The 21597-nt window shown below is 57.1% G+C and carries 21 protein-coding genes, 2 tRNA genes and 1 other RNA gene; 13 read left to right on the top strand and 11 right to left on the bottom strand.

Features of this window, described 5'->3' with window-relative positions; all coding sequences use genetic code 11:
- Window positions 1–350: 350 nt before the first annotated feature.
- Both H6F57_RS03015 and H6F57_RS03020 read right to left on the bottom strand, forming a co-directional pair.
- Window positions 351–821 (bottom strand): hypothetical protein, encoded by a 471-nt coding sequence (locus H6F57_RS03015; RefSeq protein WP_190629477.1) that lies wholly within the window; start codon window positions 819–821, stop codon window positions 351–353.
- A gap of 182 nt (window positions 822–1003) precedes the next feature.
- On the bottom strand, window positions 1004–1447 hold the full coding sequence (locus tag H6F57_RS03020; RefSeq protein ID WP_190629479.1) for a hypothetical protein: 444 nt from the start codon (window positions 1445–1447) through the stop codon (window positions 1004–1006).
- Window positions 1448–1782: 335 nt separating this feature from the next.
- On the opposite strand from H6F57_RS03020, the gene rsgA reads away from it, so the two are divergent.
- The 3 genes from rsgA to H6F57_RS03035 all read left to right on the top strand — a co-directional run bounded on the left by rsgA (window position 1783) and on the right by H6F57_RS03035 (window position 4889).
- Window positions 1783–2847 carry a ribosome small subunit-dependent GTPase A gene (rsgA, locus tag H6F57_RS03025; RefSeq protein WP_190629481.1) on the top strand — a complete coding sequence of 355 codons (1065 nt, stop codon included), beginning with the start codon at window positions 1783–1785 and terminating at the stop codon, window positions 2845–2847.
- A gap of 171 nt (window positions 2848–3018) precedes the next feature.
- Complete coding sequence (gene gntK, locus H6F57_RS03030; protein WP_190629484.1) at window positions 3019–4575, top strand: gluconokinase; 1557 nt, start codon at window positions 3019–3021, stop codon at window positions 4573–4575.
- 5 nt (window positions 4576–4580) lie between these two features.
- Window positions 4581–4889 (top strand): isochorismate lyase, encoded by a 309-nt coding sequence (locus H6F57_RS03035; RefSeq protein WP_190629486.1) that lies wholly within the window; start codon window positions 4581–4583, stop codon window positions 4887–4889.
- Window positions 4890–5004: 115 nt separating this feature from the next.
- On the opposite strand, the gene H6F57_RS03040 is transcribed toward H6F57_RS03035, so the two are convergent.
- Entirely contained in the window at window positions 5005–6366 is a 1362-nt protein-coding gene (locus H6F57_RS03040; RefSeq protein ID WP_199289864.1) for a phospholipase D-like domain-containing protein, read from the bottom strand.
- A gap of 226 nt (window positions 6367–6592) precedes the next feature.
- On the opposite strand from H6F57_RS03040, the gene H6F57_RS03045 reads away from it, so the two are divergent.
- The 4 genes from H6F57_RS03045 to H6F57_RS03060 all read left to right on the top strand — a co-directional run bounded on the left by H6F57_RS03045 (window position 6593) and on the right by H6F57_RS03060 (window position 9946).
- Complete coding sequence (locus H6F57_RS03045) at window positions 6593–7627, top strand: M42 family peptidase (RefSeq protein ID WP_190629487.1); 1035 nt, start codon at window positions 6593–6595, stop codon at window positions 7625–7627.
- 83 nt (window positions 7628–7710) lie between these two features.
- Window positions 7711–8175 (top strand): CBS domain-containing protein, encoded by a 465-nt coding sequence (locus H6F57_RS03050; RefSeq protein ID WP_190629489.1) that lies wholly within the window; start codon window positions 7711–7713, stop codon window positions 8173–8175.
- Window positions 8176–8334: 159 nt separating this feature from the next.
- The gene (gene nblB / locus H6F57_RS03055) at window positions 8335–8997 is read left to right on the top strand and encodes a phycobilisome degradation protein NblB (RefSeq protein WP_190629491.1); all 663 of its coding nucleotides are present in this window, start codon (window positions 8335–8337) and stop codon (window positions 8995–8997) included.
- 499 nt (window positions 8998–9496) lie between these two features.
- Window positions 9497–9946 (top strand): ATP-binding protein, encoded by a 450-nt coding sequence (locus H6F57_RS03060; RefSeq protein ID WP_190629493.1) that lies wholly within the window; start codon window positions 9497–9499, stop codon window positions 9944–9946.
- Window positions 9947–9972: 26 nt separating this feature from the next.
- Here the strand turns inward: H6F57_RS03060 and H6F57_RS03065 are convergent, their stop codons facing one another.
- On the bottom strand, window positions 9973–10287 hold the full coding sequence (locus H6F57_RS03065) for a DUF6439 family protein (protein WP_190629573.1): 315 nt from the start codon (window positions 10285–10287) through the stop codon (window positions 9973–9975).
- A gap of 114 nt (window positions 10288–10401) precedes the next feature.
- Between H6F57_RS03065 and H6F57_RS03070 the strand changes: the two genes are divergently transcribed.
- The 3 genes from H6F57_RS03070 to H6F57_RS03080 all read left to right on the top strand — a co-directional run bounded on the left by H6F57_RS03070 (window position 10402) and on the right by H6F57_RS03080 (window position 11037).
- A complete protein-coding gene (locus H6F57_RS03070) occupies window positions 10402–10782 on the top strand; it encodes a DUF2203 domain-containing protein (protein ID WP_190629495.1) in 381 nt (126 codons plus the stop codon).
- An 88-nt stretch (window positions 10783–10870) separates the two neighbouring features.
- Window positions 10871–10952: transfer RNA gene (locus H6F57_RS03075), tRNA-Tyr, on the top strand.
- Between the two features lie 13 nt (window positions 10953–10965).
- Window positions 10966–11037, top strand: a tRNA-Thr gene (locus H6F57_RS03080).
- 114 nt (window positions 11038–11151) lie between these two features.
- Here H6F57_RS03080 and H6F57_RS03085 read toward each other — a convergent pair.
- The 4 genes from H6F57_RS03085 to H6F57_RS03100 all read right to left on the bottom strand — a co-directional run bounded on the left by H6F57_RS03085 (window position 11152) and on the right by H6F57_RS03100 (window position 14856).
- On the bottom strand, window positions 11152–12078 hold the full coding sequence (locus H6F57_RS03085; RefSeq protein ID WP_190629497.1) for a lysophospholipid acyltransferase family protein: 927 nt from the start codon (window positions 12076–12078) through the stop codon (window positions 11152–11154).
- Window positions 12079–12186: 108 nt separating this feature from the next.
- On the bottom strand, window positions 12187–12663 hold the full coding sequence (locus H6F57_RS03090; protein ID WP_190629499.1) for a YchJ family protein: 477 nt from the start codon (window positions 12661–12663) through the stop codon (window positions 12187–12189).
- 31 nt (window positions 12664–12694) lie between these two features.
- Window positions 12695–13738 (bottom strand): DUF4268 domain-containing protein, encoded by a 1044-nt coding sequence (locus H6F57_RS28260; RefSeq protein ID WP_190629500.1) that lies wholly within the window; start codon window positions 13736–13738, stop codon window positions 12695–12697.
- A gap of 116 nt (window positions 13739–13854) precedes the next feature.
- The gene (locus tag H6F57_RS03100) at window positions 13855–14856 is read right to left on the bottom strand and encodes a GDSL-type esterase/lipase family protein (protein WP_199289865.1); all 1002 of its coding nucleotides are present in this window, start codon (window positions 14854–14856) and stop codon (window positions 13855–13857) included.
- Window positions 14857–15147: 291 nt separating this feature from the next.
- On the opposite strand from H6F57_RS03100, the gene rplU reads away from it, so the two are divergent.
- A complete protein-coding gene (gene rplU / locus H6F57_RS03105) occupies window positions 15148–15546 on the top strand; it encodes a 50S ribosomal protein L21 (RefSeq protein ID WP_190629501.1) in 399 nt (132 codons plus the stop codon).
- Between the two features lie 53 nt (window positions 15547–15599).
- On the top strand, window positions 15600–15869 hold the full coding sequence (gene rpmA, locus H6F57_RS03110) for a 50S ribosomal protein L27 (RefSeq protein WP_190629503.1): 270 nt from the start codon (window positions 15600–15602) through the stop codon (window positions 15867–15869).
- A 159-nt stretch (window positions 15870–16028) separates the two neighbouring features.
- On the opposite strand, the gene H6F57_RS03115 is transcribed toward rpmA, so the two are convergent.
- The gene (locus H6F57_RS03115; RefSeq protein ID WP_190629504.1) at window positions 16029–16457 is read right to left on the bottom strand and encodes a hypothetical protein; all 429 of its coding nucleotides are present in this window, start codon (window positions 16455–16457) and stop codon (window positions 16029–16031) included.
- Window positions 16458–16853: 396 nt separating this feature from the next.
- On the opposite strand from H6F57_RS03115, the gene ssrA reads away from it, so the two are divergent.
- Window positions 16854–17257, top strand: a transfer-messenger RNA (tmRNA) gene (gene ssrA / locus H6F57_RS03120).
- Window positions 17258–17799: 542 nt separating this feature from the next.
- Here ssrA and H6F57_RS03125 read toward each other — a convergent pair.
- Window positions 17800–19104: a YegS/Rv2252/BmrU family lipid kinase gene (locus H6F57_RS03125; protein WP_190629507.1), complete on the bottom strand. Its 1305-nt coding sequence runs from the start codon at window positions 19102–19104 to the stop codon at window positions 17800–17802.
- 56 nt (window positions 19105–19160) lie between these two features.
- Window positions 19161–21581, bottom strand: a complete 2421-nt coding sequence (locus H6F57_RS03130) for a CHAT domain-containing protein (protein ID WP_190629508.1) — start codon at window positions 21579–21581, stop codon at window positions 19161–19163.
- Window positions 21582–21597 lie beyond the last annotated feature (16 nt).

Raw genomic sequence — 21597 nt, forward strand, 5'->3', positions numbered from 1 at the left:
AATCGTCACCCATTACGACCGTTGGCCGCAGGAGAAGGCCTATGTGACGGGGCGAGAGGCGGCGAACCAGGTGATTGCGACCTTGAGGCAGGGGCAGCCCGCTAAGATTTTGCCCGTGATTCCCGATGGCCGCATATTCAGGCGCTGCGATCGGTTAATCGCTGGGTGCGGCAGGGGTTGCAGGGGTTACCGAGCTTCTGGTTGCCCGAGGGTGTGGAGAGCAGTGCCCTCCGCACCTTCTACTGATAAATCAACGTGCTGCTGGTAACCGTTGTGAATATTGTTTGTTTCCCCAAAAAGCAACTTTCGGTTGCTTTTGAAACGGAGCACATCGACGAGGTCAGTGCCTTTTATCGTTTAGCTTGCCGACGGTCGAGTTTGATCAGAGTGCTGCGCATGGGAATCAGCAGGAGCAAACTTCCCATGCCAAATAGAAGTAGGGACAACAGCAGCATGAAAATACTGCTCCAAAAAGTTGGCCAGCCCTGGACATCAGTAAAGGCTTCTAGCAAAACGTGGAGTTGCTGAAGGCCAAAGGCGATCGCGAGGCCGCCCAGAAAAAAACCAGGTAGCCCCAGCACTAACCAACTGGTGATCACCGCCCACCAGGGAGCGTAGGAGGTTTTCAGGTTTCGATAGACTTCGCCCCTGGCTTCGATGGCACCCATGGGGTCCATGGCGTTAGGAAGGTTAGGGTCTGGGCAAGAGGAACCGGATTGAGCCGGAACATTAACCCCATATTGAATGGGCTCTTGATGGGGAAAGTATTGGGCAAAATCGTTTCCCTCAGGGTTGGGTTGCCGAGGAGTGGAGGCAGACATGACTTAAGGCTTGGGGGACATCTGAGGGATAACTTCACTCTATAAGTCAGCTATTCCGCAATCCATCTCCACTAGTCTCAGAATCGAGTTGTGCTAGCTCTCAACCCACTCAGCAAATCCTCTAGTCTGGCGATCAAACGTCCTGGGCAATATGCAAGCTCCCCACATTCCTAAATGCTGGCCTAATGCCGCGATGAGATCGGAATGGGAACCAGTTGCCCTTCCCACCGCCGCCATTGGGAGTGGCGAAAAATCTTCTTGCGCCGCCGCTGCTTGGGTGGCCCAGTCAAAATAGCTAAGCTATAGGCCACCAAATAAACCCCAGCCCAAATGCTGTAGGCGTGGACAGAAACGCTCAAGGCAGGACCGTCGTAGTAGCGCATGAGCGTGGTAGACAGGTCAACCAAGTAAATGCCAAAGACAGCCCAACGGATGAGTGGGAAACACTTTCTAGCTAAGGGATATCGCGCCGCGCCGGTAAACATAACCGGATATTGCAGATACATTAATAGAAAGAACGCCATGGCGAACAAAATACCGATCGCCGCCAAAAGCGTATAGTTTTCTCCTAAAGAATCTAGTGTTATGCCAAGCGCTAACAAGATAGCCGCAGTAACATTGATCATCACTATCCCTTAAACAGTCGCTAGTTTGCTATAGAAAGTGCTCTGGGCGCTAGTGTTCCCTGAACGAGCCAGAGTCTTAGCGAGCTCTCCAATATTTATAGATTTGCTGCAAAGTCGACCGAGTTGCCGCGATCGCGGCGATCGGAGTTGTAGGCTTGAAGGTGGGCGGCCCTAGTCATGGGCAAAGCCCCTAAGTGATTGTCAAGGAGGTGACCTATGGCTGAGTCGGTATTGTGCGGCAACCATCATTTTTTCCGGCAAGGCTAGGCGGCACCTGATATTGGGTCGACCGCATGAAGCCTTGCCCCACGCAGGCTTCATCTGAGGAAAAACCCTTGAACTTAACTGAATTAGGCGGGTGGAGCACCACCTGCGAACAGGCGTTTGCCCCTTGGGCAAAGGCCGGTTTTGAAGCGGGCCGAGTGGCACTGGAGCATCGCGGTGCCTACCAGCTCTTAACCCCAGCAGGAGAACTGTCAGCAGAAATTGCTGGGCAGTTTCGTCACCAGACAGCCGACAGCCAATCTTTCCCAGCGGTGGGCGATTGGGTGGTCATGCAGCGGCAGGATGAGGGTGCCCACGCCGTCATTCATGCGGTGCTGCCGCGCCAGAGTGAGTTTGTGCGCAAGGCGGCGGGCGGCAAAACCGAGGGGCAGGTGGTGGCCGCTAATGTGGACACTGTGTTTTTGGTGACCGGTCTCGACGGCGACTTCAACCTGCGCCGCCTTGAGCGCTACCTGGTAGCCGCCTGGGAGAGCAGGGCAGTGCCCGTTGTGGTGCTGAATAAAGCCGATACTTGCGACAATCTGGCAGATTGCCTCGATCAGGCTGCATCTGTGGCCATCGGCGTGCCGGTTCACGCCGTTAGCGCCGCTACGGGAGTTGGGTTAGAACAGCTCGCCCTTTACCTAGGGGCGGGGCAAACCGTGGCGCTGATTGGCTCATCGGGGGTGGGTAAGTCTACGCTGACCAACCACTTTTTGGGCAGTCAGCAGCAGACCACCCAAACCGTGCGCGAGGATGACAGCCGCGGACGGCACACCACCACCGGGCGACACCTGCTGCCCCTGCCATCGGGGGCGCTGCTGATTGACACGCCGGGCATGCGCGAGCTACAGCTCTGGACCACTAGCGAGGGGCTAGAGGCCACCTTTGCCGATATCGAGGCCCTAGCTGAGGACTGTCGGTTTAGGGACTGTCGGCACCAGGGAGAGCCGGGCTGTGCGGTGGAGGGGGCCGTTGCAGCAGGCGATCTAAGCGGCGATCGCCTGCACAGCTACCACAAACTCCAGCGCGAGCAGCAGTGGCTCGACCAGAGGCACGATGCCCGCGCTGCTATCAACAGCAAACGGCGGTGGAAGACGATTCACAAGGCGATGCGCGATCGCCACAAAGGCTAGAGCCGCTCACTCCCTAGTGAACCCCGGTTGGCCCGGGCATACCTACTGGGTATGCCCGGGCTGGCGGCCTGCGGTGTTTTTTGACGCGGCATTGATTTTGTCTTCAGTGCCGCTGGGGTATAGCCTGATGAAGTGCACCGAGCGATCGCTGCTGTATCAGGCTATTACTCTATGACCAACCAGAACTACATCATCGGGGTCGATATTGGCACCACCAGCACCAAGTCGGTGCTTTTTACCGAATCGGGGCAGGTGGTGGGTAAAGCTCTGGTGACCTACCCCCTTTACACCCCCAACATAGCCACCGCCGAACAAGACCCCGAAGAGATTTTCGCTGCTGTGGTCAAAACCGTACGGGCGCTGGTCGATACCCACGCCCTCGACCCGGCGCAGGTGTTGGGGCTGTGCTTTAGCTCGGCGATGCACAGCCTGATCTTGGTCGATGCCGACGACCAGCCTCTCACCCGCAGCATCACCTGGGCCGACAACCGCAGCGCTGGCTGGGAAAAGCGGATCAAGACCGAGATGAATGGCCACGCCGTCTATCGGCGCACGGGCATGCCCCTTCATCCGATGTCGCCCCTGGTCAAACTCATCTGGCTGCGCCACGAGCGGCCCGAACTGTTTCAGCAGGCGGCGCGGTTTATTTCAATTAAAGAATTCCTGCTTTACCGGCTGCTGGGCCGCTATGTAGTTGACCATTCCATTGCCACGGCCATGGGGCTGCTGAATTTAGACACGCTGGATTGGGATGCGGAGGCGTTGGCGATCGCCGGAGTCAATCGCTCATCCCTATCGGAACTGGTGCCCACCACCGCCGTGCTCACTGGGCTGAAGCCTGTTATGGCTGGGGCCATGGGCCTGCGGGTTGAGACCCCGCTAATTGCTGGGGCCAGCGATGGCGTGCTGTCGAATCTGGGGGTGGGGGCAGTGACCCCGGGCCGAGTGGCCGTAACCGTAGGCACAAGCGGTGCTGTGCGAGCTGTAGTCGATCGCCCCATCACCGACCCCCAAGAGCGCCTGTTTTGCTATCCCCTCACCGAGCACCACTGGGTAATTGGCGGCGCGGTAAATAACGGCGGCATTGCCCTGCGCTGGGTGCGCGACCAGCTGGCCGATGCCGAGGCAGCTACCGCCAAACGCCTGCGCCAAGACGTCTATAGCCTGTTGATGACCATGGCCGGGACTGTGTCTCCCGGTTCGGAGGGGCTGCTGTTTCACCCCTACCTAATGGGCGAGCGAGCGCCCCTGTGGAATGCCAACGCGCGGGCCTCGTTCTTTGGCCTTAGCGTCAAACACACCAAGTCGCACCTGGTGCGATCGGTACTGGAGGGCATTGTCTACAACCTCTACCTGGTGCTCAAGGCGCTAGAAGATTTTGCTGGCCCAGCTACCCTGATTCAAGCGACGGGGGGCTTTGCCGAAGCAGCCCTGTGGCGGCAGATGATGGCTGACATCTTTAATCGCGAGGTGACAGTTCCTGAACACTACGAAAGCTCATGCTTGGGGGCCGCCGTGCTAGGCCTCTATGCCCTGGGCCGAGTGCCATCGCTAGATGCAGTGACAGCGATGATTGGCGAAACCTACCGCCATCAGCCAATCCCTGAAAATGTGACGGTTTACCAAAAGGTATTGCCGGTGTTTGAGCACCTGACCGGAGTGTTTGAGCGAGAGTATGATGCGATCGCCGCCCTACAAGCCGAGTTAGGCAACATCGTCTTACCCTGAACCCCATGCACACTCCCGACCAGTGCCAAAACATGGCCGAAATTCGCGCCGAAATTGATCGGCTCGATCGCCAGGTGATTGCCCTGCTGGGCCAGCGCTTTGCCTACGTCAAAGCGGCGTCTCAGTTCAAAACCAGCGAGACTGCGGTCAAGGCCCCCGATCGCTTTCAGGCCATGCTTCAGCAGCGTCGGGCGTGGGCCGAGGAAGAAGGGCTGAATGGGGATGCGATCGAAGCCCTGTACCGCGACCTGGTCAACCACTTCATCGCTGAAGAACTGAAGCACTGGCAACGAAACTCCATTACCAAGACATGATGCTGAGTCGGCGATGGGCCGATTGGTTCCAGTCCCTTTGCCCACTCATTGCTCTGCCAGATAGTCGCTGCCTTGCCCCAATATCGCGGTTAGAAACGTGGCCTAGGGGCAGGGACTACAACCCGCATTTTTCCTGCTGTCGGGCGATCGCTCCCTGCAACTGTGGCGTCATGCCCAGTTCTGCCCCGTCGTACAAGCGCTGAAACTCGCGCTCAAAGTGAGCCGCCACCGTGGCATTGCGAATCACCAGCAGGTTTTCGTCGTTGGTGGTGTTGGCCGCCTGGCTCCAGTTTTGCGAGCCGACCAGCACAATGTTTTGGTCGAGCACCGCAAACTTGTGGTGCAGCTTGTCGCCAGAGGGCAGAGCCGGTACTCCTACAGTGGTAATCGGATTCGCCCAGGGCACGCTGCTGTCTCGCTTGCAGCGGTGGTCAGGGATCGTGATCCCCAGCATGTCAAGGCCTTCGCTATAGCTGCGGTAGGCAAAGCCAGGGTCGATCAGGGTTTTGATGGGCACGCCCCGGTTAGCAACCGGTACCAGCTGGTTGCTAATCGCCTGCTCAGAAAATACAAACAGGGCCAGGTGGACGCTCTGAGTTGCCTGCCCCAGGGTTTTGGCAATCAGCCCGTTGACGCTCTGGGCCCAGGGCTGAGTCTTTGAGGTCGGCGAAAACTGCACCTCCAGTACCGAGCCAGGGGTCGAGACCAAAGCCGAGGTGCGATAGGGTTTTTGCAGGCCAAATAGGCTATCGGGTAGGCCACCGAGGCCGTCGCCCCACATAGTGCTAAATTCTGTCTGAAACCGCTGGGCCAGCGGTGGACTGTCGATGACCAAAATACTGTTGGCGTTCCCCCGGCTATCGGGATCCGAAAAGTCGCCGTGGGTGCAGCTCAAGGTCCAGTTCGCCGAGCCGCTAATGACGATGCGGCCGTCAATCACCATAAACTTGTGGTGCATCAGGCCGCTGCCCTTGCTGCCGTCGGCGGTGTCATCAATGAGAGGAATACCGGCTTCAGCCAGAATGGTCAGGGCATCGCGATCGCGCAACTCCCCGTCACTCAGCACCCCATCCTGATTGGCGTCAATAAAAGCGTACAGGTCGCTGGCCTTGGCCTCGTCGTGCTCATCAAGCTGGGCGATCGCCGCTGGGTTCCCCCGCTTTGCCATCGGCGTGCTGTAGGTGTTTTCGACTACTACCCGAATCTCTACCCCAGCTGCCTTTTGCTGGCTGAGGGCATGGGCAATCCCCGGCAGCGAAAACTCATGCACAGCAATGTCAATCGACGATTGGGCGGTGGCGATCGCGTCAATCACCACCTGCTCCAAATTATCCCCGTGCCGAGTAATGTTGCGGTAGGGGTCGGTATAGGTCGCCGCCTGGTTTTGATTAAAGTACGCCCGAATATACGGATCCTGCGGTAGAGGAGCGAGCGTGGGCAGCGTAGCCTGGCTGTGAAACTGGCTACTGACTCCCACAAACAGCAGGAGCCCAATCCCAAACCCGACCCCCCAGCGCACCCAAGGAGATTTAGGCCAGAAAGGCTTACGTGATTGATGCACAAGCTTTAAAAAAATAATTCTGCTTTTAGAAAGCCCAAGGGGAAGCGTTGGCTAACGAGGCTGGAGAAAGGGTTTAAGGTTTAAGGTGTCAGGTTCAAGGTCGTTGCCTAAACCTTGAATTCCAACTTTGAAACCTTTACTCATGTCCTACGACGCTCTATTTACCAAAATCTCTGACCTAGTCATGTGCCATTCGCCTAGCGGTGCGGAGGACGAAATCAACCAACATTTGATGGCTGACTTGGCCGACTTGGGGGTAGAGCACTGGCGCGATGAGGCCGACAACATCATTGCCAAAATTCCAGGGCGCGACAACAGCCGGGCCATTGCAATCACCGCCCACAAAGATGAGATCGGCACCCTGGTCAAGAGCATCTACGCTGACGGTCGGCTGTCGGTGCGCAAGCTGGGCGGCTCGTTTGCCTGGGTCTATGGCGAGGGTGTGATGGATCTGCTCGGGGATCAGCAGACCATTAGCGGCATTTTGAGCTTTGGCTCACGCCACGTCTCCCACGAGTCGCCCCAGAAGGCCCAGCAGGAGAGCCAGCCCGTCACCTGGGAGACTGCCTGGATTGAGACTAAGCGATCGCCTGAAGAACTCGCCGCCGCAGGCATTCGCCCCGGCACCAGGGTGGTGGTGGGCAAGCACCGCAAGCGGCCCTTTCGCATGGGCAACCACATCGCCAGCTATACCCTCGACAACAAAGCCTCTCTGGCAATTTTGCTGATGCTTGCTGAGCGGCTGAAAGCACCGGCCGTAAGCGTATATCTGGTTGCTTCGGCCAAAGAAGAAGTGGGGGCGATCGGTGCCCTCTATTTCTCCCAGCGTCACCGCCTAGAAGCCTTAATTGCCCTAGAGATCTGCCCTCTGGCGGCAGAATATCCCATTCAGGCGGGGGAAATACCTGTCCTCCTCAGCCAAGATGCCTACGGCCTTTACGATGAGGGGCTAAACGCCGATCTACATCGGGCCGCCGTAGAGCACAACTTGCCGGTACAAATGGCGATCATCAGTGGCTTTGGCAGCGATGGCTCGATCGCCATGAAGTTTGGCCATGTGTCGCGGGCCGCCTGCCTCAGTTTCCCCACCCACAACACCCACGGGTATGAAATCGCGCATTTAGGGGCGATCGCCCACTGCGCCGACATCCTAGAGCACTACTGTAACGACCTGTGACAGCCCCCCGGTTAGCGACAACCTTTTCTAGAATGAAATAAATTCCGTCAGCTCACCCATCAAACCAGTATCGAAATAACCCCATGGCCAAAACCGTCGCGGATGTAATGACCTCAAACCCGATCTCGGTAGCCCCCGACACCGTGCTCAAGGATGCCATTCAGCTGATGGCCGACAACCACGTGGGCGGCCTACCGGTCATCAACGCAGACAACAATCTGGTGGGCATTTTGTCAGAGTCTGATCTGATGTGGCAAACCACTGGGGTCGACATGCCCGCCTACATCATGCTGCTCGACAGCGTGATCTATCTAAAGAACCCCACCCAGTACAACCAGGAACTCCACAAAGCCCTGGGCCAACTAGTCAAAGACGTCATGACCGATCACGTCGTCACCATTACCCCTGACAAATCCCTCCGCGAAGCCGCCCACCTGATGCACGACAAGCAGGTGCGCCGTCTGCCTGTGGTAAATCCTGACGACCAGGTAGTCGGCATCCTCACCCGAGGCGACATTGTGCGGGAAATGGCCAATAGCTATACCTAGAAAGATGAGGCGATGGGAAAGACGAGGCGGTAAGGGGATCAACCCTCCTCATCGCCCTGACCTCACTCATCTTCTCTCCCTGCCCCACCCTTACCCCTATCGCCGATCCCCAAAATGGCCGATAGTAGAGAGAGCAGATTTGTATTTATCTCTACAAAAATGGCTATCACCCCAAACTCGGTTCGAGAACTGCTCCACTCCGACGACTACGGGGATCGGCTGCGGGCGGTCAACCAAATGCGCGAATTGGACTCCTCCGATGCCTTTGAGCTAGTGCAACTAGCGGCTAACGACGGCAATGCTCGAGTGCGTTACGCCGCCATTAGCCAGATTGCCAGTTTGGGGCAGCAAGACATAGCCACCGTAGAGCCCTTACTGCGGCGATCGCTTACCGAAGACCCTGACCCTGATGTTCAAGCCGCCGCCGCCGACACCATTGGCGGGCTCAAGCTCAAAAGTGCCTACCCTCAGCTAGCTACGCTTTACCACAACACCGACGAGTGGCTGGTGAAATTTAGCATCGTGGCAGCCCTAGGTGAGCTGGGCGAGCCCCAGGCCTTTGACCTCCTGCAAGAGGCTCTAAGCTCAGACAATGAGCTGATCGCCACCGCTGCCATTGGTGCCCTGGGCGAACTGGGCGATCGCCGTGCCCTCCCACTGCTGCTCAACTACACCACCCATCCTGACTGGCAGGTGCGCCACCGCTTAGTGCAGTCCCTGGCCCAGTTCTCTGAGCCCGATGCTAAATCGGCCCTCCAACAGCTCACCAGTGATGAGTCTGATATTGTCGCTAGCACGGCCAAACAGCACCTAGGCCTCTAAAAAAAGATTTTTGCCAAGGTAAATTCACGCTTTTAAGTTACTTAACATTACGCAATCTTCTTTTCAGGTTGCATTCCCATGCCTTAGCGATCGTGTTTAGCGTAGATAGAGTTGTGTTTGCTGTGCCGCAGGTTAGGCAGGCTCAAACATGCTGCTCACCGGCATCCTATGCAGGTAAAGGCGTACTGAAATAGCGGTTTGCCTTAAAAGCTACCTCCCGTTGACGAAGCCCTGGCAAAGTTTGCTATAGTGAAATAGTGGTTGTACTGCTCGCTTGCAACAATTTCATCTCCACAAGTTTCTAGCCTAACTACTATTTTGGTTAAGACTTTTTGGGGAAGTGTTGTTAGAGGGTTTGCATAAAAGCAAACTTTGAGCAAGCCACGAAAAATATAAATATTTTATTGACCGTTACACATTCGTTTTTACTGGTTAATCTCTGAACTACGGGTCAGAGGTTTTAGTCACTATTAAACTCAAGACATTGGAGATGGCCTGAGTGATAGCAACTTCTCCATCTGCACAGCAGAAAAAGTGGGACACGTTGAGTTTCGTCTCTACTCTATATTTGCAGCCTGTTCTAGAGCTTTTGCTAAGAGACGTTCCTGCGACTTGGCAGGCCGAGGTGCGGCTAGGCTTACAGGAAGCTCTTGTCAACGCGGCTAAGCACGGCAATCGCCTTGATCCGGCTAAGTGCATTTCGGTTAAATATACTACATCAGCATCTCATTTATGGTGGGTGATTACTGACCAAGGGGGCGGGTTTAGCCATCCCTGTAGCTGCGATGAAGCCGTTGATGACAACTGCACCTTCAACCCTGGAGAATGCGGTCGCGGCCTCTATATTCTTTACCAAATATTTGACCAGGTGACCTGGTACAACGAGGGCCGAGAGCTGCACTTGAGCAAAGTAGTGCGGCAGCCCCGTCGGCTACCGCTCATTTGCTAATTAATTTCGCCAAGCAATATTACAGGTTAGGTTTGTGAGCCGCCGTGCTCGGCTAGACGAGTTTTGCGATCGCCGTGGGTAGGGCAGGGGGGCGCTTGCAAACTGCGATTCAACCAGCCTGCGGCCTGCTCAACCCGCACCAGAGCCTCCTCAGAATTTTGCTTGAGCAAAAATACTAGGGCCGCAGCCAGCTGTTCGCTGGCACGCACCCGGCGATCGCGGCTGAGGCGGTGCCAGTCAGCGGGTTTAACCGCTAAACGCTCCGCTAGTATTTGAGCCAGCTCCAGGTCGGTTAGCTCAGCAGCCGGTTTAGCAGCCCGGGCGATCGCCTGGGGCGTCATCGACGGATCAAACGAAAAAGCCATAGTTACTGAAACCAGTTGGGGTTAACTAGAAGATATACCCTGCCCCAGCAGCCCTGCTGGGTAGACATCCCTATTTCTCTATTTTGCACAATGAAACTAGGCTACCGGCAAAAGCAATCTCACAGCCAGCGAGGCGCCCTAGGCAGCAGTGCCGACGAATCGCCCCGTTCTCTCGCGGAGCTTATGCACCAGCTAGAGGGGCTAGAAGCACGCCTACACCAGCTTAAGGTCGGCGTCTCTAATTTGCTACAGCTTCAGCAGATTCCAGCAGACGGTGCGCAGGAGGACGTCCAGCACTCGGCCCAGGAAGTAATTCGTTTACAGGAAGCCGCTGATAACTTTGAGCTGGAGCTGGCCAGCCGAGTTGTATCGTGGCAGCATCTGCAAGAACCGTTCTGGCAGGCGGTGCGGTTTGGTGGGCTGGGGCTCTTGCTGGGCTGGGCTTTGGCCTGGTTTGTCTACGCCCGATAAACTTACCAATAAAAAATAGGCAGAACTTTTTTAAGTTGCCCAAAAGTAATTCCCCTTCCATGCTAGGATTAAAAATCGTGGATAGAGCGGGTCGGTGCCCGAGTGGTTAATGGGGGCGGACTGTAAATCCGCTGGCTACGCCTACGCTGGTTCAAATCCAGCCCGGCCCATCCACGACAACTTGCCCTTATAGCTCAGTGGTAGAGCACTCCCTTGGTAAGGGAGAGGTCACGAGTTCAAATCTCGTTAAGGGCTTTCCAAGATTTTGCTTAGAGTAGTTGTGCTCTGCACACTGGCGCGAGGGTTTTAGTTGCCAGTCTGTGATGGGTGGATCCCGTTCGATCGCCCTCAATTCCTCAGGGCAAGTATTTACCAGAATAGATGGTTCAGCCAGTGGCGTAATGGCTGCGGCCCCTGGGGCTCTTGATAGTGAGACGGCAATAGCGCCTGAAAAGCTTGTTCTAGCTCGGCCAGAGCGGCATCAATGGCGATGCGCTTGGGTCGGGCTTGATGGGGCACATGCACGGCTGGGCCAAACCGCAGAGTAATTGGTTTACGCAAATAGAGAATTTTGGTACCGATAATCGCCACCGGGTAGATCGGTACCCCCGATCGCATGGCGTAGAGCACGGTACCGCGACGCAGGGTATGCATGTGCCCCTCTTGTTCTCCCAATCGGCCTTCGGGAAAGAGCATGACGCCGTCGCCACGGGCCAGTAAAGCCTGCACCGCCTGATCGATTTGCCGCATTTGCTGAATTGAGCTGCCGTTGGGTACATGAGTTCGAAGTTTGTCCGCCAGGGGTTTGAGATCATCCTGCCCGTTGTCGGCGGCGGCCATTACGGCCATTTCTTCCTTCCACCAGCGCTCTAGGGGAATCACGCCCCCTGCCCAGCCAATCAGCCAGCGCTTCCAGCATTTGTTGTAGAGGGTGCGGGCATCGCCCAGGATGTAGTAGTAGGGGATGGGGGGGCAAAAGGCCAGCAGCAAGAACGGGTCTAAATGGCTGAGGTGGTTAGCAGTCAGCACATTGGGCTCGGTGGGAATATGCTCTGGATTCTCGATGCGCACCCGAAAGCAGGCTTTGATAAAGCGGCGCATAACCCAACGGCGTATGGGACCGCTCACGCGCCGATCGGCGGTGCCTTGGGCGATCGCACTCAGCTCGTCCAAATCGATCGCAATGCACTGGCGCACCGCTGGGTTTTGCGACGTGGCTACCCCCTCCCGCACCCGCTCAATGGCCTCTGGCGTCAATGCAGCGGGTAGCTCAGCGGGTTTTAGGGTGTCGGTCATAGCAGCGGCCCAGGTGCATCCTGACAAGGCTGCAGGACAAGATTGCTATGAGTATGGAATGTCGCCCCAGAGGATGGCTAACGTTTCCGATAATTCTTCAAATTTCCCTCAGCAGCCGTGGCAGGCTTTGTATTTTTGGCCGCTGCCGCACCAGCAGGGATCGCTGCGCTTGGGCTCTACTGGGGGCAGAGCATCTCCGTCCACATAGAACCAGCGCTGTTTTTGCCGCACAAAGCGCGATCGCTCATGCACCTGACCAGGTCGAGGGTCTGCATAGTAGGCAATGAACTCGACAACGCCTTTGCTGTCAGCCGCCTGTCCAGCCTCGGTGGCAATTACTCGCAGCCCCAACCAGGTGGTCGTCGCCACGCTCTGCCCGATGGCGGCCCGCTGCCCCCCGTACCGCTGAGTCGGGTGATGGGTGGCGATCAGATAGTCAATGTCGCCCTGGTAATAGGCCGTGTAACGCGATCGCATCAGCGCCGCCGCTGTCGGTGCCTCAGCCTTACCTAGTAGATAAGGCTGACAACAATCCCCAAAGTCCCCACTGCCGCAAGGACACCGATCAGTAGCTCCTATCCCCATGCGCTACGCACCCATCCACTCTCCTAGCTCTCTACCCCCGAGGCCGCGCCGGCAAAACCAGCGTATCTGTCATAGCCGCCCGCTTGGGCAGGGGCTGATAGCCGTTGGCGTCGAGTCGCTTGATGCGGTCAAAGAAGGCTTCGTAGAACCGCTCTAGGCAGTCGCAGAACCAAGCTTGGTAATCGGGCCAGCGATCGCGATTGTCTAAATCCACCTCTGCAAGGGTGCTAGCCACCATACAAGCCTGATCGCCGGTGCCGTCCCAGATCAGGGGCAGGCCCATTTCGTCGACAATGGCCTCGCGCTCTTCGGCCAGCAGGTGAAAGTGGGGCTGGGCGTCAATGCCTGAGAGCAGCAGCTCGGTGTAGAGGCTGCCGTGGTCGCGGTCGAGAATGGCGTTGAGGCGAAATCCAGCTCGGGCGATGGCAAAGCCAATGGTGGCTTCAGGGGTGGGCGAACCGGGCTTAACCAAACTGCCCTGGCGATCCATGCGATCGCATAACCCGCTCCAAAACTCTAGATTCTGCTGTTGTAGAGGCGTCAGTAGCTCCGGCTCCTTGGGGGCAACGTCCTCAGTGTCTTCGGCTTCTAAATCCGCTTCGCTATCGTCTACAGCTCCGCACATCGGTATAAAGTTGGCGGCCATGGCCGCCTTGCCAATCTGCCAGAGCTCTACGGTCAGTCCTAAAAACGTGATCTCACTGCTTTGATTAAGCCAGTCAAAAGTTAGCGCCGCTGCCTCAGAAAAATCGGGGGCGACCCAGAGCACCGCGTTAGCATTCTCGGCGGCAGCCCAAGCCAGCAGCTGGCCCAGTTCGAGTAAGTCAGGCTCTTCTAAGTGAGCTACCACTAAAACCAGCGACCCGGTGTCGGCCTCATTCAGCAGGGCATAGCCCAGCTCAGCGAGGGAATCCGTCTCTGGTGGGTCTAAACTCAGCCCAGCCGCTTCGCCCAGCAGATCTAGGGTCTCTGCCTCAATGAGCCACTGCTGAAAATCGGCCTGGGTCTGCCAATAGTCGGTAGGGTCGAGTTTTTGCAGTCGTCCCAGCTTTGGTTTGGCAGCTCGCTTAGGCACAGGTGATTCGCTCTGGCAAAGGGCAATAGTTGATCCTATTATGGCGCGCCATCGACCCACAGCGATGCCTTATCCTGACAGCGTTTCCTCTGAGACGCACCCAACTATAGAGCCAATTAATAGCTGACTAGCGCCGCCTGCCACAGGGTGTAGCCCTGAGAACTCAGATGCAGCCCATCGGTGGTGAGGTCTACCCGCAGTAGCCCCTGGCGATCGCTGAAGCTGGTGTACAGATCCACATAGGTCGCCCCCTGGTGAACCGCCAGGGCCGCCAAGCGCTGGTTGACTCGCTGAATGCGATCGCTCGACACCTCCCGCAGCCGCGTTGGCAAAATGGAATACACCACCAATCGCGCCTGGGGATGCTGCTGCTTGAGACGGGCGATCATTCGGTAAAGATTGTCGACCACCTGAGCCTCAGGTACCCCATTCTTCAGATCGTTAATGCCTGCCATCAGGTGAATGGTTTGGGGCTGGGTATCGGCAAAATAGTGCAGTCGCCCCAGCATGTGGGTCGTGGTCTCCCCCGAAATACTTTGGTTCAGCCACAGTTGGTCAGCGGGTAGCTCGTCTATCGGCAGCCATAGCGCCAGCGAATCCCCCACCATCACCGTTAGCGGGGCCTGCTGCTGGCGGCGGGCCACAGCGGCCGCCTCTGCCGCCAGCAGCGCCTGCCAGTCGCCATGGGTAGGGGAGACAAACGCCCGCTGCCACCGGTTTATGTAGCGGTATGGGGCCACCTGTGCGTAGATCTCTCCGGCCTGAAGGGCAGCGGTACGAAACTGGTATAGTTGTGCACCGGTAACGGGGCGAGCTCCAGGATCGACCTGGGGAAAGATGGGACGGCGGCCAGGAGTCGTAATCTGCTCGGGGCTGGACATACGGGCAGCACCCATCGACCGAGGCGACGACGAGGCTGCCGTCGCCATACTGCCCCCGTTTGCGGGGCAGGCCCCAGCATCGTTAGGGTTGACAGCAGGGGAGCACGGTTCTGGGTTAGTTAAGGGCAGCGCCGTGCTAGCGATATCTCTTCTGTAAAGAGGTGCCTCTGTATCCGCCACTAAGGGGAGCACCCCGCCGCCCAACGCCAGCTGGGCCGCCAATAGCCAAACATCCATACTCACGTGCCTCAACATCCAACTCAGTTTTCCAGGCCAGCCCGATGCCCATCAGGATGAAATAGCAGCATTCTTGGGCTATCTATGCCGCAAGGCGACAGACAAACCGAAATTCACCGCGATCGCAGCCCCAGACAACCTGTCTTCCCCCTTGACAGAGCTGGAACTGCTTCGTAATAATGAAAGACTGTGTTTATGCGCTCGGATCAGGTTCCTAAGGCTAACGCCTCCCCCAGCGGAGCCCCAGTCTTGGGGTCGTTGGCACCTGTACGGCGGTTATGAGGTAAAAGAATGACGTACGCAATTGTTGAAACCAGTGGAAAGCAGCTGCGGGTAGAGCCGGGTCGCTTCTACGACGTAGACCGCTTGGCCCTAGATGTCGATGACCAAGTCATCTTAGAACGAGTGCTGTTTGTCAGCAACGATGGCGAATCAGTGGTGGGTCAGCCCGTCGTTGAAGGGGCAACCGTGGTGGGCAGCGTAGTCAGCCATCTGCGTGGCCGCAAGGTTATCGTCTACAAGATGCAGCCCAAGAAGAAAACCCGCAAAAAGCAGGGCCACCGCCAAGATCTCACCCGAGTCATGATTAACTCCATTGAGATGAACGGCAAGGCGATCGCAGGCGAATCTGCCTCCGCTCAAGCTGATGCTCCTGCGAAGGCAGCGGTTGAGGCCGAAGCCGAGAGCTAAGCCTCCCCAACTCGCGCTAGATTAAACAGTAGGTAGGTTGAAGGAATACACCCATGGCTCACAAGAAAGGTACAGGTAGTACTCGCAACGGTCGCGACTCAAACGCTAAGCGCCTCGGCGTTAAGCGCTACGGTGGCGAAGCCGTGATCGCTGGCAATATTTTGATTCGTCAGCGGGGCACCAAAATTCATCCCGGCAACAACGTGGGTCGCGGTGGCGACGACACGCTGTTTGCGCTGGTAGACGGTGTGGTTACCTTCGAGCGTCGCGGCAAGAACGGCAAGAAAGTCAGCGTTTATCCCGCCCCTGTGCCCGCCGTATAGATTTGAGATGATTAAAGACTAGGTAACTGCTGATTCAACTCAGACAGTTTCCTCAACAGAAAAGCTCCTCTAAGTGAGGAGCTTTTTTGTTGGAAGGATTTAGAGAAACCTATTTTCTTCTAGAGGAATCCGTTCGGGCAGCAGCAGCCCGACGTTTAGCTAATCTAGATAGCCCATCAAAATAGAAGGATGGGGATCCACATCGTCATTGTCGGCAATGGGGCGATCGCCGGGCAGCGTGTGAATATCGGCAATATGCAGGGTGCTCACTGCCACCGGGCGGTGACCGGGCAGAGTATCAACAGTGGAAATCTCAAAGGTGTTAGCACCAATGGGGCGAACTCCGGCGCGATCGAGAGTACCCACGATCTCAAAGGTGCCTAGGGCAATAGGACGATGGTTGGGCAGACTGTCGGTTTCGACAACCCGAGTGTTGTCGGCCAGCACCATGACATCGCCGTTCTCAGTGCTAGCTTTGACAATGCCGCCAGCAGCGGCACGCTTAGAGCGATTGCCTCGAGTAGAGCGAGTTGGTTCTTTTTCGGGGGTATCGGCACTACCGTTGCTGGAGTCGTTGGTCGTGGTCATAGGGGTAAAAAGTCCTTATTGCTGCAAACAGCTGCCCATAGGGCAAAACGCTGATTATGACTATGAGATGTGATTAAAAGCTAGAGCCTGCCTTGGCGCATGCTGCCAGTAGGCAACCCCCGCCAGAAACAGAACCATTAAGTAAATATTATACTTTGATGACTACACCATCGAGTTTACGAAAGATTATTGGCGGCATAAGGGATTTTTAATCAAGGTTGCCGTGGGGATCGTTGGTTTGCTGCCCCAGGGAAACGTTAAGTGCAGAGCACCCTTGACGCGATCGCGGTGACAGTGCGGCTCAGCCACGATCCGTTTCTCTTGCACCATTTGGAAACCAGGGAAATACCGATCATCCAAATACATGATCTATAATGGTTGAGTAAGCAATATCGTGGGGCTGTAACGGTTTCGACGTTTTGACGAAAGTCATGCTGTGATACAGGCCGAGAGTGAGTCTACTCTCGTAAATCAAGGCTCAAAACAAACGTAAATGCGAACAACATCGTTCCTTTTGCTCGTAAAGCTGCACCTGTTGCCGCTTAATCTAAACCTAGTTTAGTTCTAACTTAGTTAGCGAGCGTCCATAGTTCGACTCCGTTAAGAGCTATGGACAAACCCCAACGGATGCTTCAGTGATTCTCCTCTGGTGGATTCACTGATTAAGACTTAGCCAGAGAATCCCGCCGTCCGGGATAAGTGGCGGTTCCGGCCCTGAGGATTAGATGGGCTAAGCCTGTGAATGAGTGGTGTGTTAATACTCAGAGCGGACACGGGTTCGACTCCCGTCAGCTCCATCCCTAACTGTGTTCGATTATTAATTATTTTTCCATCTGAGAGACCCAATGTTGGGTCTCTTTTTTCATCTGCCTATACTGAGGAAGCAGCCCTGGCTGACTGCTGTGTTGCGCTTGAAACAAGCCCTTGGCGCGAATGCTAGTCCAGCTTCGTCCTTATTGATCAATCCTATTTAGAACAATGCGGTTTCCCATCTTGCCCTATCTTCACCAACCAGTTTTCTGTCGCAACTACAAAACCGTGCTCAATCCTTGGCGGTTTTGGTATCTACATCAAGTGCGCTACCTAGAACGCTGCTGGCTGAGGGAGTATCGGCCTGAGCGACACCCCAGCTCCTAATCTAAAATCCTATTCATTATTCTCAATTGCTCGGCACCGCCTGTAGCGCAGCCCAGCCAAGAATCTAGGCTACGCGATCGCTCTTCCGGAGCGCCTTTTTGGCAATCGGGTTTTGCACTGAGTTCGCGATCGTAGTCTTGATCCCACCGATGAGTTCACAGGCAGACCCTCTAGCTACCCATTGCCACTGCGCCGTTGGCGTCAGCTAGAGCGTTTGAAGGGGCGCAAATACTGTGAGCGCGTCGGGTAGGCACTCAAACAACACTGGGTTGATCTCTAAAATCTCGCCGTCGACCACCAGCTTTTGCGGTGGGTCGGTGGTTACCTTAATGCGCCTAGCCCGCAGACAGGTAATGTCGTCGCGTTGGGTTGGGTTGCCCCAGGCCGCCGCCGCGACTAGAGACGCCAGCGCATTGATGCCCTGGAGCCGGGTCGTGCTGGTGGCAATGGTAATCTCTAGCAGGCCGTCGTCAGGAATAACTTCCCCTAACCCCTGGGCCAGCACAGAGGTCGACGGGGCTACGTTGGCGACAGTAATGGCGGTGGTGGTCACCGTCGTCACCTCGCCGTCGATTTCAAGGGTGGCGGTAAAGGGTTCGGCGGCGGCCAGCTGTCGCACCCCCGAGAGCACATAGGCTAGGTTGCCCAGCTCGTTTTTGAGCTGGCGACTGGCCCCATCGACCATACCGGCCTCAAAGCCTAACCCAGCCAGCAAGATCATGGGAATGTCGTTGCAGCGGGCGGCATCAATTATGTGAGTGTTGCCCGCCAAAATCGTTTCGCAGGCAGCGCGCAGGTTAGTGGGGATGCCCAAGCCCACCGAAAACGCGTTGGCGGTGCCCCGCGGAATCACGCCTAGGGGAATACCCGTTCCGATCGTGGCTCCGGCTACCGCCGACACCGTACCATCGCCACCGGAGGCAATAATCAGGCTGCGGCCCATGTCGTGCTCAGTTTTGGAGCGAATGTGGGCAATCACATCCTGGGCCTGCTCTGCCGGATCAACCTCGGGTTTGGTCATGATCACATTGACCAGGATCTGGGGTTCGAGCACCTCTTTAATGAGGGCCAGATCGGTATTGGGGTTGCCCTGACCGGCAACCGGATTAAAAATCAGGTAGGCAATCTGGCTTTCGGCAATGCCCCGCAGCAGCAGAGTGGCTGACATGGCGTTGAGGGCGGCAGGAATGCCCTGGAGTTGGCAGGCCCGCAGCACCAGCGAAAAACTGGGAAAGGCGAAGGCGATCGCCTCTGGGTCAGTGAAGAAAATTACCCCTGCCACCTCTCCAGCGAGAATGTGGGCAGCCAGCTCAATATCGCCCCCCTGGCTCGATTCTTTGAGGGTAACTAGCTCTATATTCTTTGAATCCCAACCCTGATCAATGCCTCGGGCCATTTCTGCCGGGGCCATAATTTGAAAGTGGGTCAACACTCCCTCATTCTTTGAAAGCCAATCCAGAACGAAGGTAACCTGAGTGGGATGGGCCAGGATAGCGAGAGTGCTGGGCATAAATGCTTCTTAGTAATCCAATCATGCTAGCACCCGCTTTAGTCTGTGAGAAAAGCTCAGTTATTGGTCTCTAGCGCTGCGCCGCCGCTGCTGACGGCCAGCTGGCTGACAGCGGTTTGCCAACTGCCAATCAGGGTTGGCGACCACCGCCAGTTGAGCGATAGGACGTTGGGGTTAACCATGGTGGAGTCAAGGGCCAGGGTCTGGGCAAAGTAGGACTGGGCCTGCTGCTGGAGTTGGGCCTGCTCTTCGGCGGCAATGGCAAGCTCGCTGTTCTTGTGGTAAGCCAGGGCCAGCCCAGCGTAGGCGTTGACCGTTTCGGAAACGGCCACCTGGGGGGCGCTATCGGGGTTAATGTCGCGCCGCTGGCCTTGGTCAAGGTTGATTGCCCGTTGCCAAGCTGCTATGGCCTGGTCGTAGTCATTCAGAGCCATGTGGGCAAACCCCAGCGCCACCCAAGCCTCAAGAAAGTCAGGGCGACCCTCGGTAGCCTGGGTCCAGGCGCGCAGGGCATCGCTGGGGGAGGTATCGGCGGTGCTGCCAGCGACCATTTGCTGCCAGGCCAGTCGCCCCCGCACGTAGGCCATGTCTGGGTCGAGCAGTTGTGACTCAGGGATGGCGCTCACCGCTGACTCGGCGGTGGTTAGGTCGTTGCGATCGAGCAGCTGTTCGATCAGGGGGCGGGCGGTGTCGGTGCGCCCTAGGGCGATCGCATTCAGCGCCCCCGACAGCAGCGCCGGGCTGGCCGTAGACGAGACCCCACCAGCGTCACTGGCCACCGATGGCTCAACCGGGTCGCTTACCGTGGGGCGGTTGACGGTGATCAGGGTGATGGTGGCCAGCCCCAGCACTGCTCCTAAACCCGCTAGGCCCAGGCTTCCCCACACCAGAAAATTAGGAGACACCGACCAGCGCCGAGGAAGCGCCCAAGTCAGCGGCGGCACGAGTTCGGCAGTCGAAGTAGCAGTCGGGTTCGGGGGCAGGGGGTACGGCGTAGGGCTGGGCTGGGTCTGGGGCAGTAGGCTTTCGGCAGGGTCGGCGTTCAAGGGGCGATCGGAGCCCGGCCCGTTGCCGTTACTTGAAGGTTGGGGCTGAGACAACCGCTGTACTAAGTTGGTCACAGCGGCATCGGCAGGCTCGGGCTGCTCTAGATCTTGCAACCAGTCATAGAGAGGTGAGGCAGCGCCATTGCTGGCGGCATCCCTAGCCTGCTGGTTAAAGACCTCTGCCGCCAGACTAGAAATATCGGGGTCGGTGCTGTAGTCAGGCAGCAGCAGGGTAGTTTCGACTAGGCCATCATCCCCAAAGCCATTGTCTGGGGCAGCGGAGCTGTCATGGGCGTAGAGGTAACCGTCGAAGTCGGGACGCAGGTAGAGCAGGGGCAGCATCCAGAAGGGCTGATCTGATCCGTAGGCCGACATCAGCCCCTGGCGCACCCGGCTGAGGCATAGATCTATGGGGTGGCCCTGGTGCAGGTTGCGATAAAGCAGTTGAGTAAAGGTGAGCGCCACATCGTCGGGGATGCGCTCGGCCATGGCGATGACGCCGGGCACCCCCCGGTTAACTAGAGCCTGCACCAGGTTTTGGTCGCGCCAGCCAGCCTGGGCATCGTCGTGGGGGGTATAGGCCCCGCGACAGGAGTTAAACACTGCCAGGCGAACGCCGTTGTTGACCAGCAGGCCCGCCAGGTCTTCGCCGCTGAGCCGTTCCGTCAGGCCCGTTTGACGATTTACCAAAAACAGATCGCCACCGGTATCGCCTGCGTCGCTGTGGCCTGCGTAGTGAAGAATTTGGAACTTGCCCTGCTCTAGAGCCTGGGCCAGCTCAGGCCGCCCCGGCTGTTCTAAAATCGTCAGATCTAACGTTAAATCGCCGGGGCGGGTCACTTGCAGGCTATCGATAAGGTTCTGCACCTCCTGGCGTAGGGCCAGGCGCTCTTGATCGCTGGGGGCCGAGATAATCACCAGTAAGCGGATGGGATCGCTGGCGGGGGACAGTGGCACCATCGCCGCCAGATCGCTGACTGTCTGGGCTTGGTAATAGCGGCACAGGGTGACATCGAGGCCAGTGGCTAGGGGGCGATCGTCATCGTAAAGCAGTTCCCAGGGAAGGCGCTGCACCCGGCTGTCTTTAAACCCTAGGCGCAGCCGTAAGGGTTGTCGGCGGTTTTGAGCAACTCCCTGGGCGGCAATCCAGCTATCGCGAATGCGCCCCTGAAACAGGCCCTGGTAGAGAGTCTGACCGAGCTGAGTCCAGGGATCCGAGGTGGAGGAGGGGGCAGCAGAAGTTGCGAACAGGGCCTGTAGGGGATCTTGAAATAACGCCTCGGACTGGGCCAGCCAGGTTTCCAGGGGCCAGGTAACTTGAGCCTCGGCCAGGGGTACCCCAGCAGCTACGGCTTCGGTGCGCAGCAGGTAGTTGTCCGGCCCCAGGGGGGTGATTGAAAGCTGAAATTCCTGGGTTACGGCCTGGGTCACGGGCGGTAGGGGGTGA

This window comes from Leptolyngbya sp. FACHB-60 (genome assembly GCF_014695775.1).
Taxonomy (GTDB): Bacteria; Cyanobacteriota; Cyanobacteriia; order Phormidesmidales; family Phormidesmidaceae; genus Nodosilinea.

Bases quoted from the DNA above. Each gene is read 5' to 3' on its own strand.
- H6F57_RS03015 (WP_190629477.1), bottom strand. From the start codon at position 821: ATGTCTGCCTCCACTCCTCGGCAACCCAACCCTGAGGGAAACGATTTT.
- H6F57_RS03020 (WP_190629479.1), bottom strand. From the start codon at position 1,447: ATGATCAATGTTACTGCGGCTATCTTGTTAGCGCTTGGCATAACACTA.
- gntK (WP_190629484.1), top strand. From the start codon at position 3,019: ATGACCAACCAGAACTACATCATCGGGGTCGATATTGGCACCACCAGC.
- H6F57_RS03035 (WP_190629486.1), top strand. From the start codon at position 4,581: ATGCACACTCCCGACCAGTGCCAAAACATGGCCGAAATTCGCGCCGAA.
- H6F57_RS03045 (WP_190629487.1), top strand. From the start codon at position 6,593: ATGTCCTACGACGCTCTATTTACCAAAATCTCTGACCTAGTCATGTGC.
- H6F57_RS03050 (WP_190629489.1), top strand. From the start codon at position 7,711: ATGGCCAAAACCGTCGCGGATGTAATGACCTCAAACCCGATCTCGGTA.
- nblB (WP_190629491.1), top strand. From the start codon at position 8,335: ATGGCTATCACCCCAAACTCGGTTCGAGAACTGCTCCACTCCGACGAC.
- H6F57_RS03065 (WP_190629573.1), bottom strand. From the start codon at position 10,287: ATGACGCCCCAGGCGATCGCCCGGGCTGCTAAACCGGCTGCTGAGCTA.
- H6F57_RS03070 (WP_190629495.1), top strand. From the start codon at position 10,402: ATGAAACTAGGCTACCGGCAAAAGCAATCTCACAGCCAGCGAGGCGCC.
- H6F57_RS03085 (WP_190629497.1), bottom strand. From the start codon at position 12,078: ATGACCGACACCCTAAAACCCGCTGAGCTACCCGCTGCATTGACGCCA.
- H6F57_RS03090 (WP_190629499.1), bottom strand. From the start codon at position 12,663: ATGGGGATAGGAGCTACTGATCGGTGTCCTTGCGGCAGTGGGGACTTT.
- H6F57_RS03100 (WP_199289865.1), bottom strand. From the start codon at position 14,856: ATGGATGTTTGGCTATTGGCGGCCCAGCTGGCGTTGGGCGGCGGGGTG.
- rplU (WP_190629501.1), top strand. From the start codon at position 15,148: ATGACGTACGCAATTGTTGAAACCAGTGGAAAGCAGCTGCGGGTAGAG.
- rpmA (WP_190629503.1), top strand. From the start codon at position 15,600: ATGGCTCACAAGAAAGGTACAGGTAGTACTCGCAACGGTCGCGACTCA.
- H6F57_RS03115 (WP_190629504.1), bottom strand. From the start codon at position 16,457: ATGACCACGACCAACGACTCCAGCAACGGTAGTGCCGATACCCCCGAA.
- H6F57_RS03125 (WP_190629507.1), bottom strand. From the start codon at position 19,104: ATGCCCAGCACTCTCGCTATCCTGGCCCATCCCACTCAGGTTACCTTC.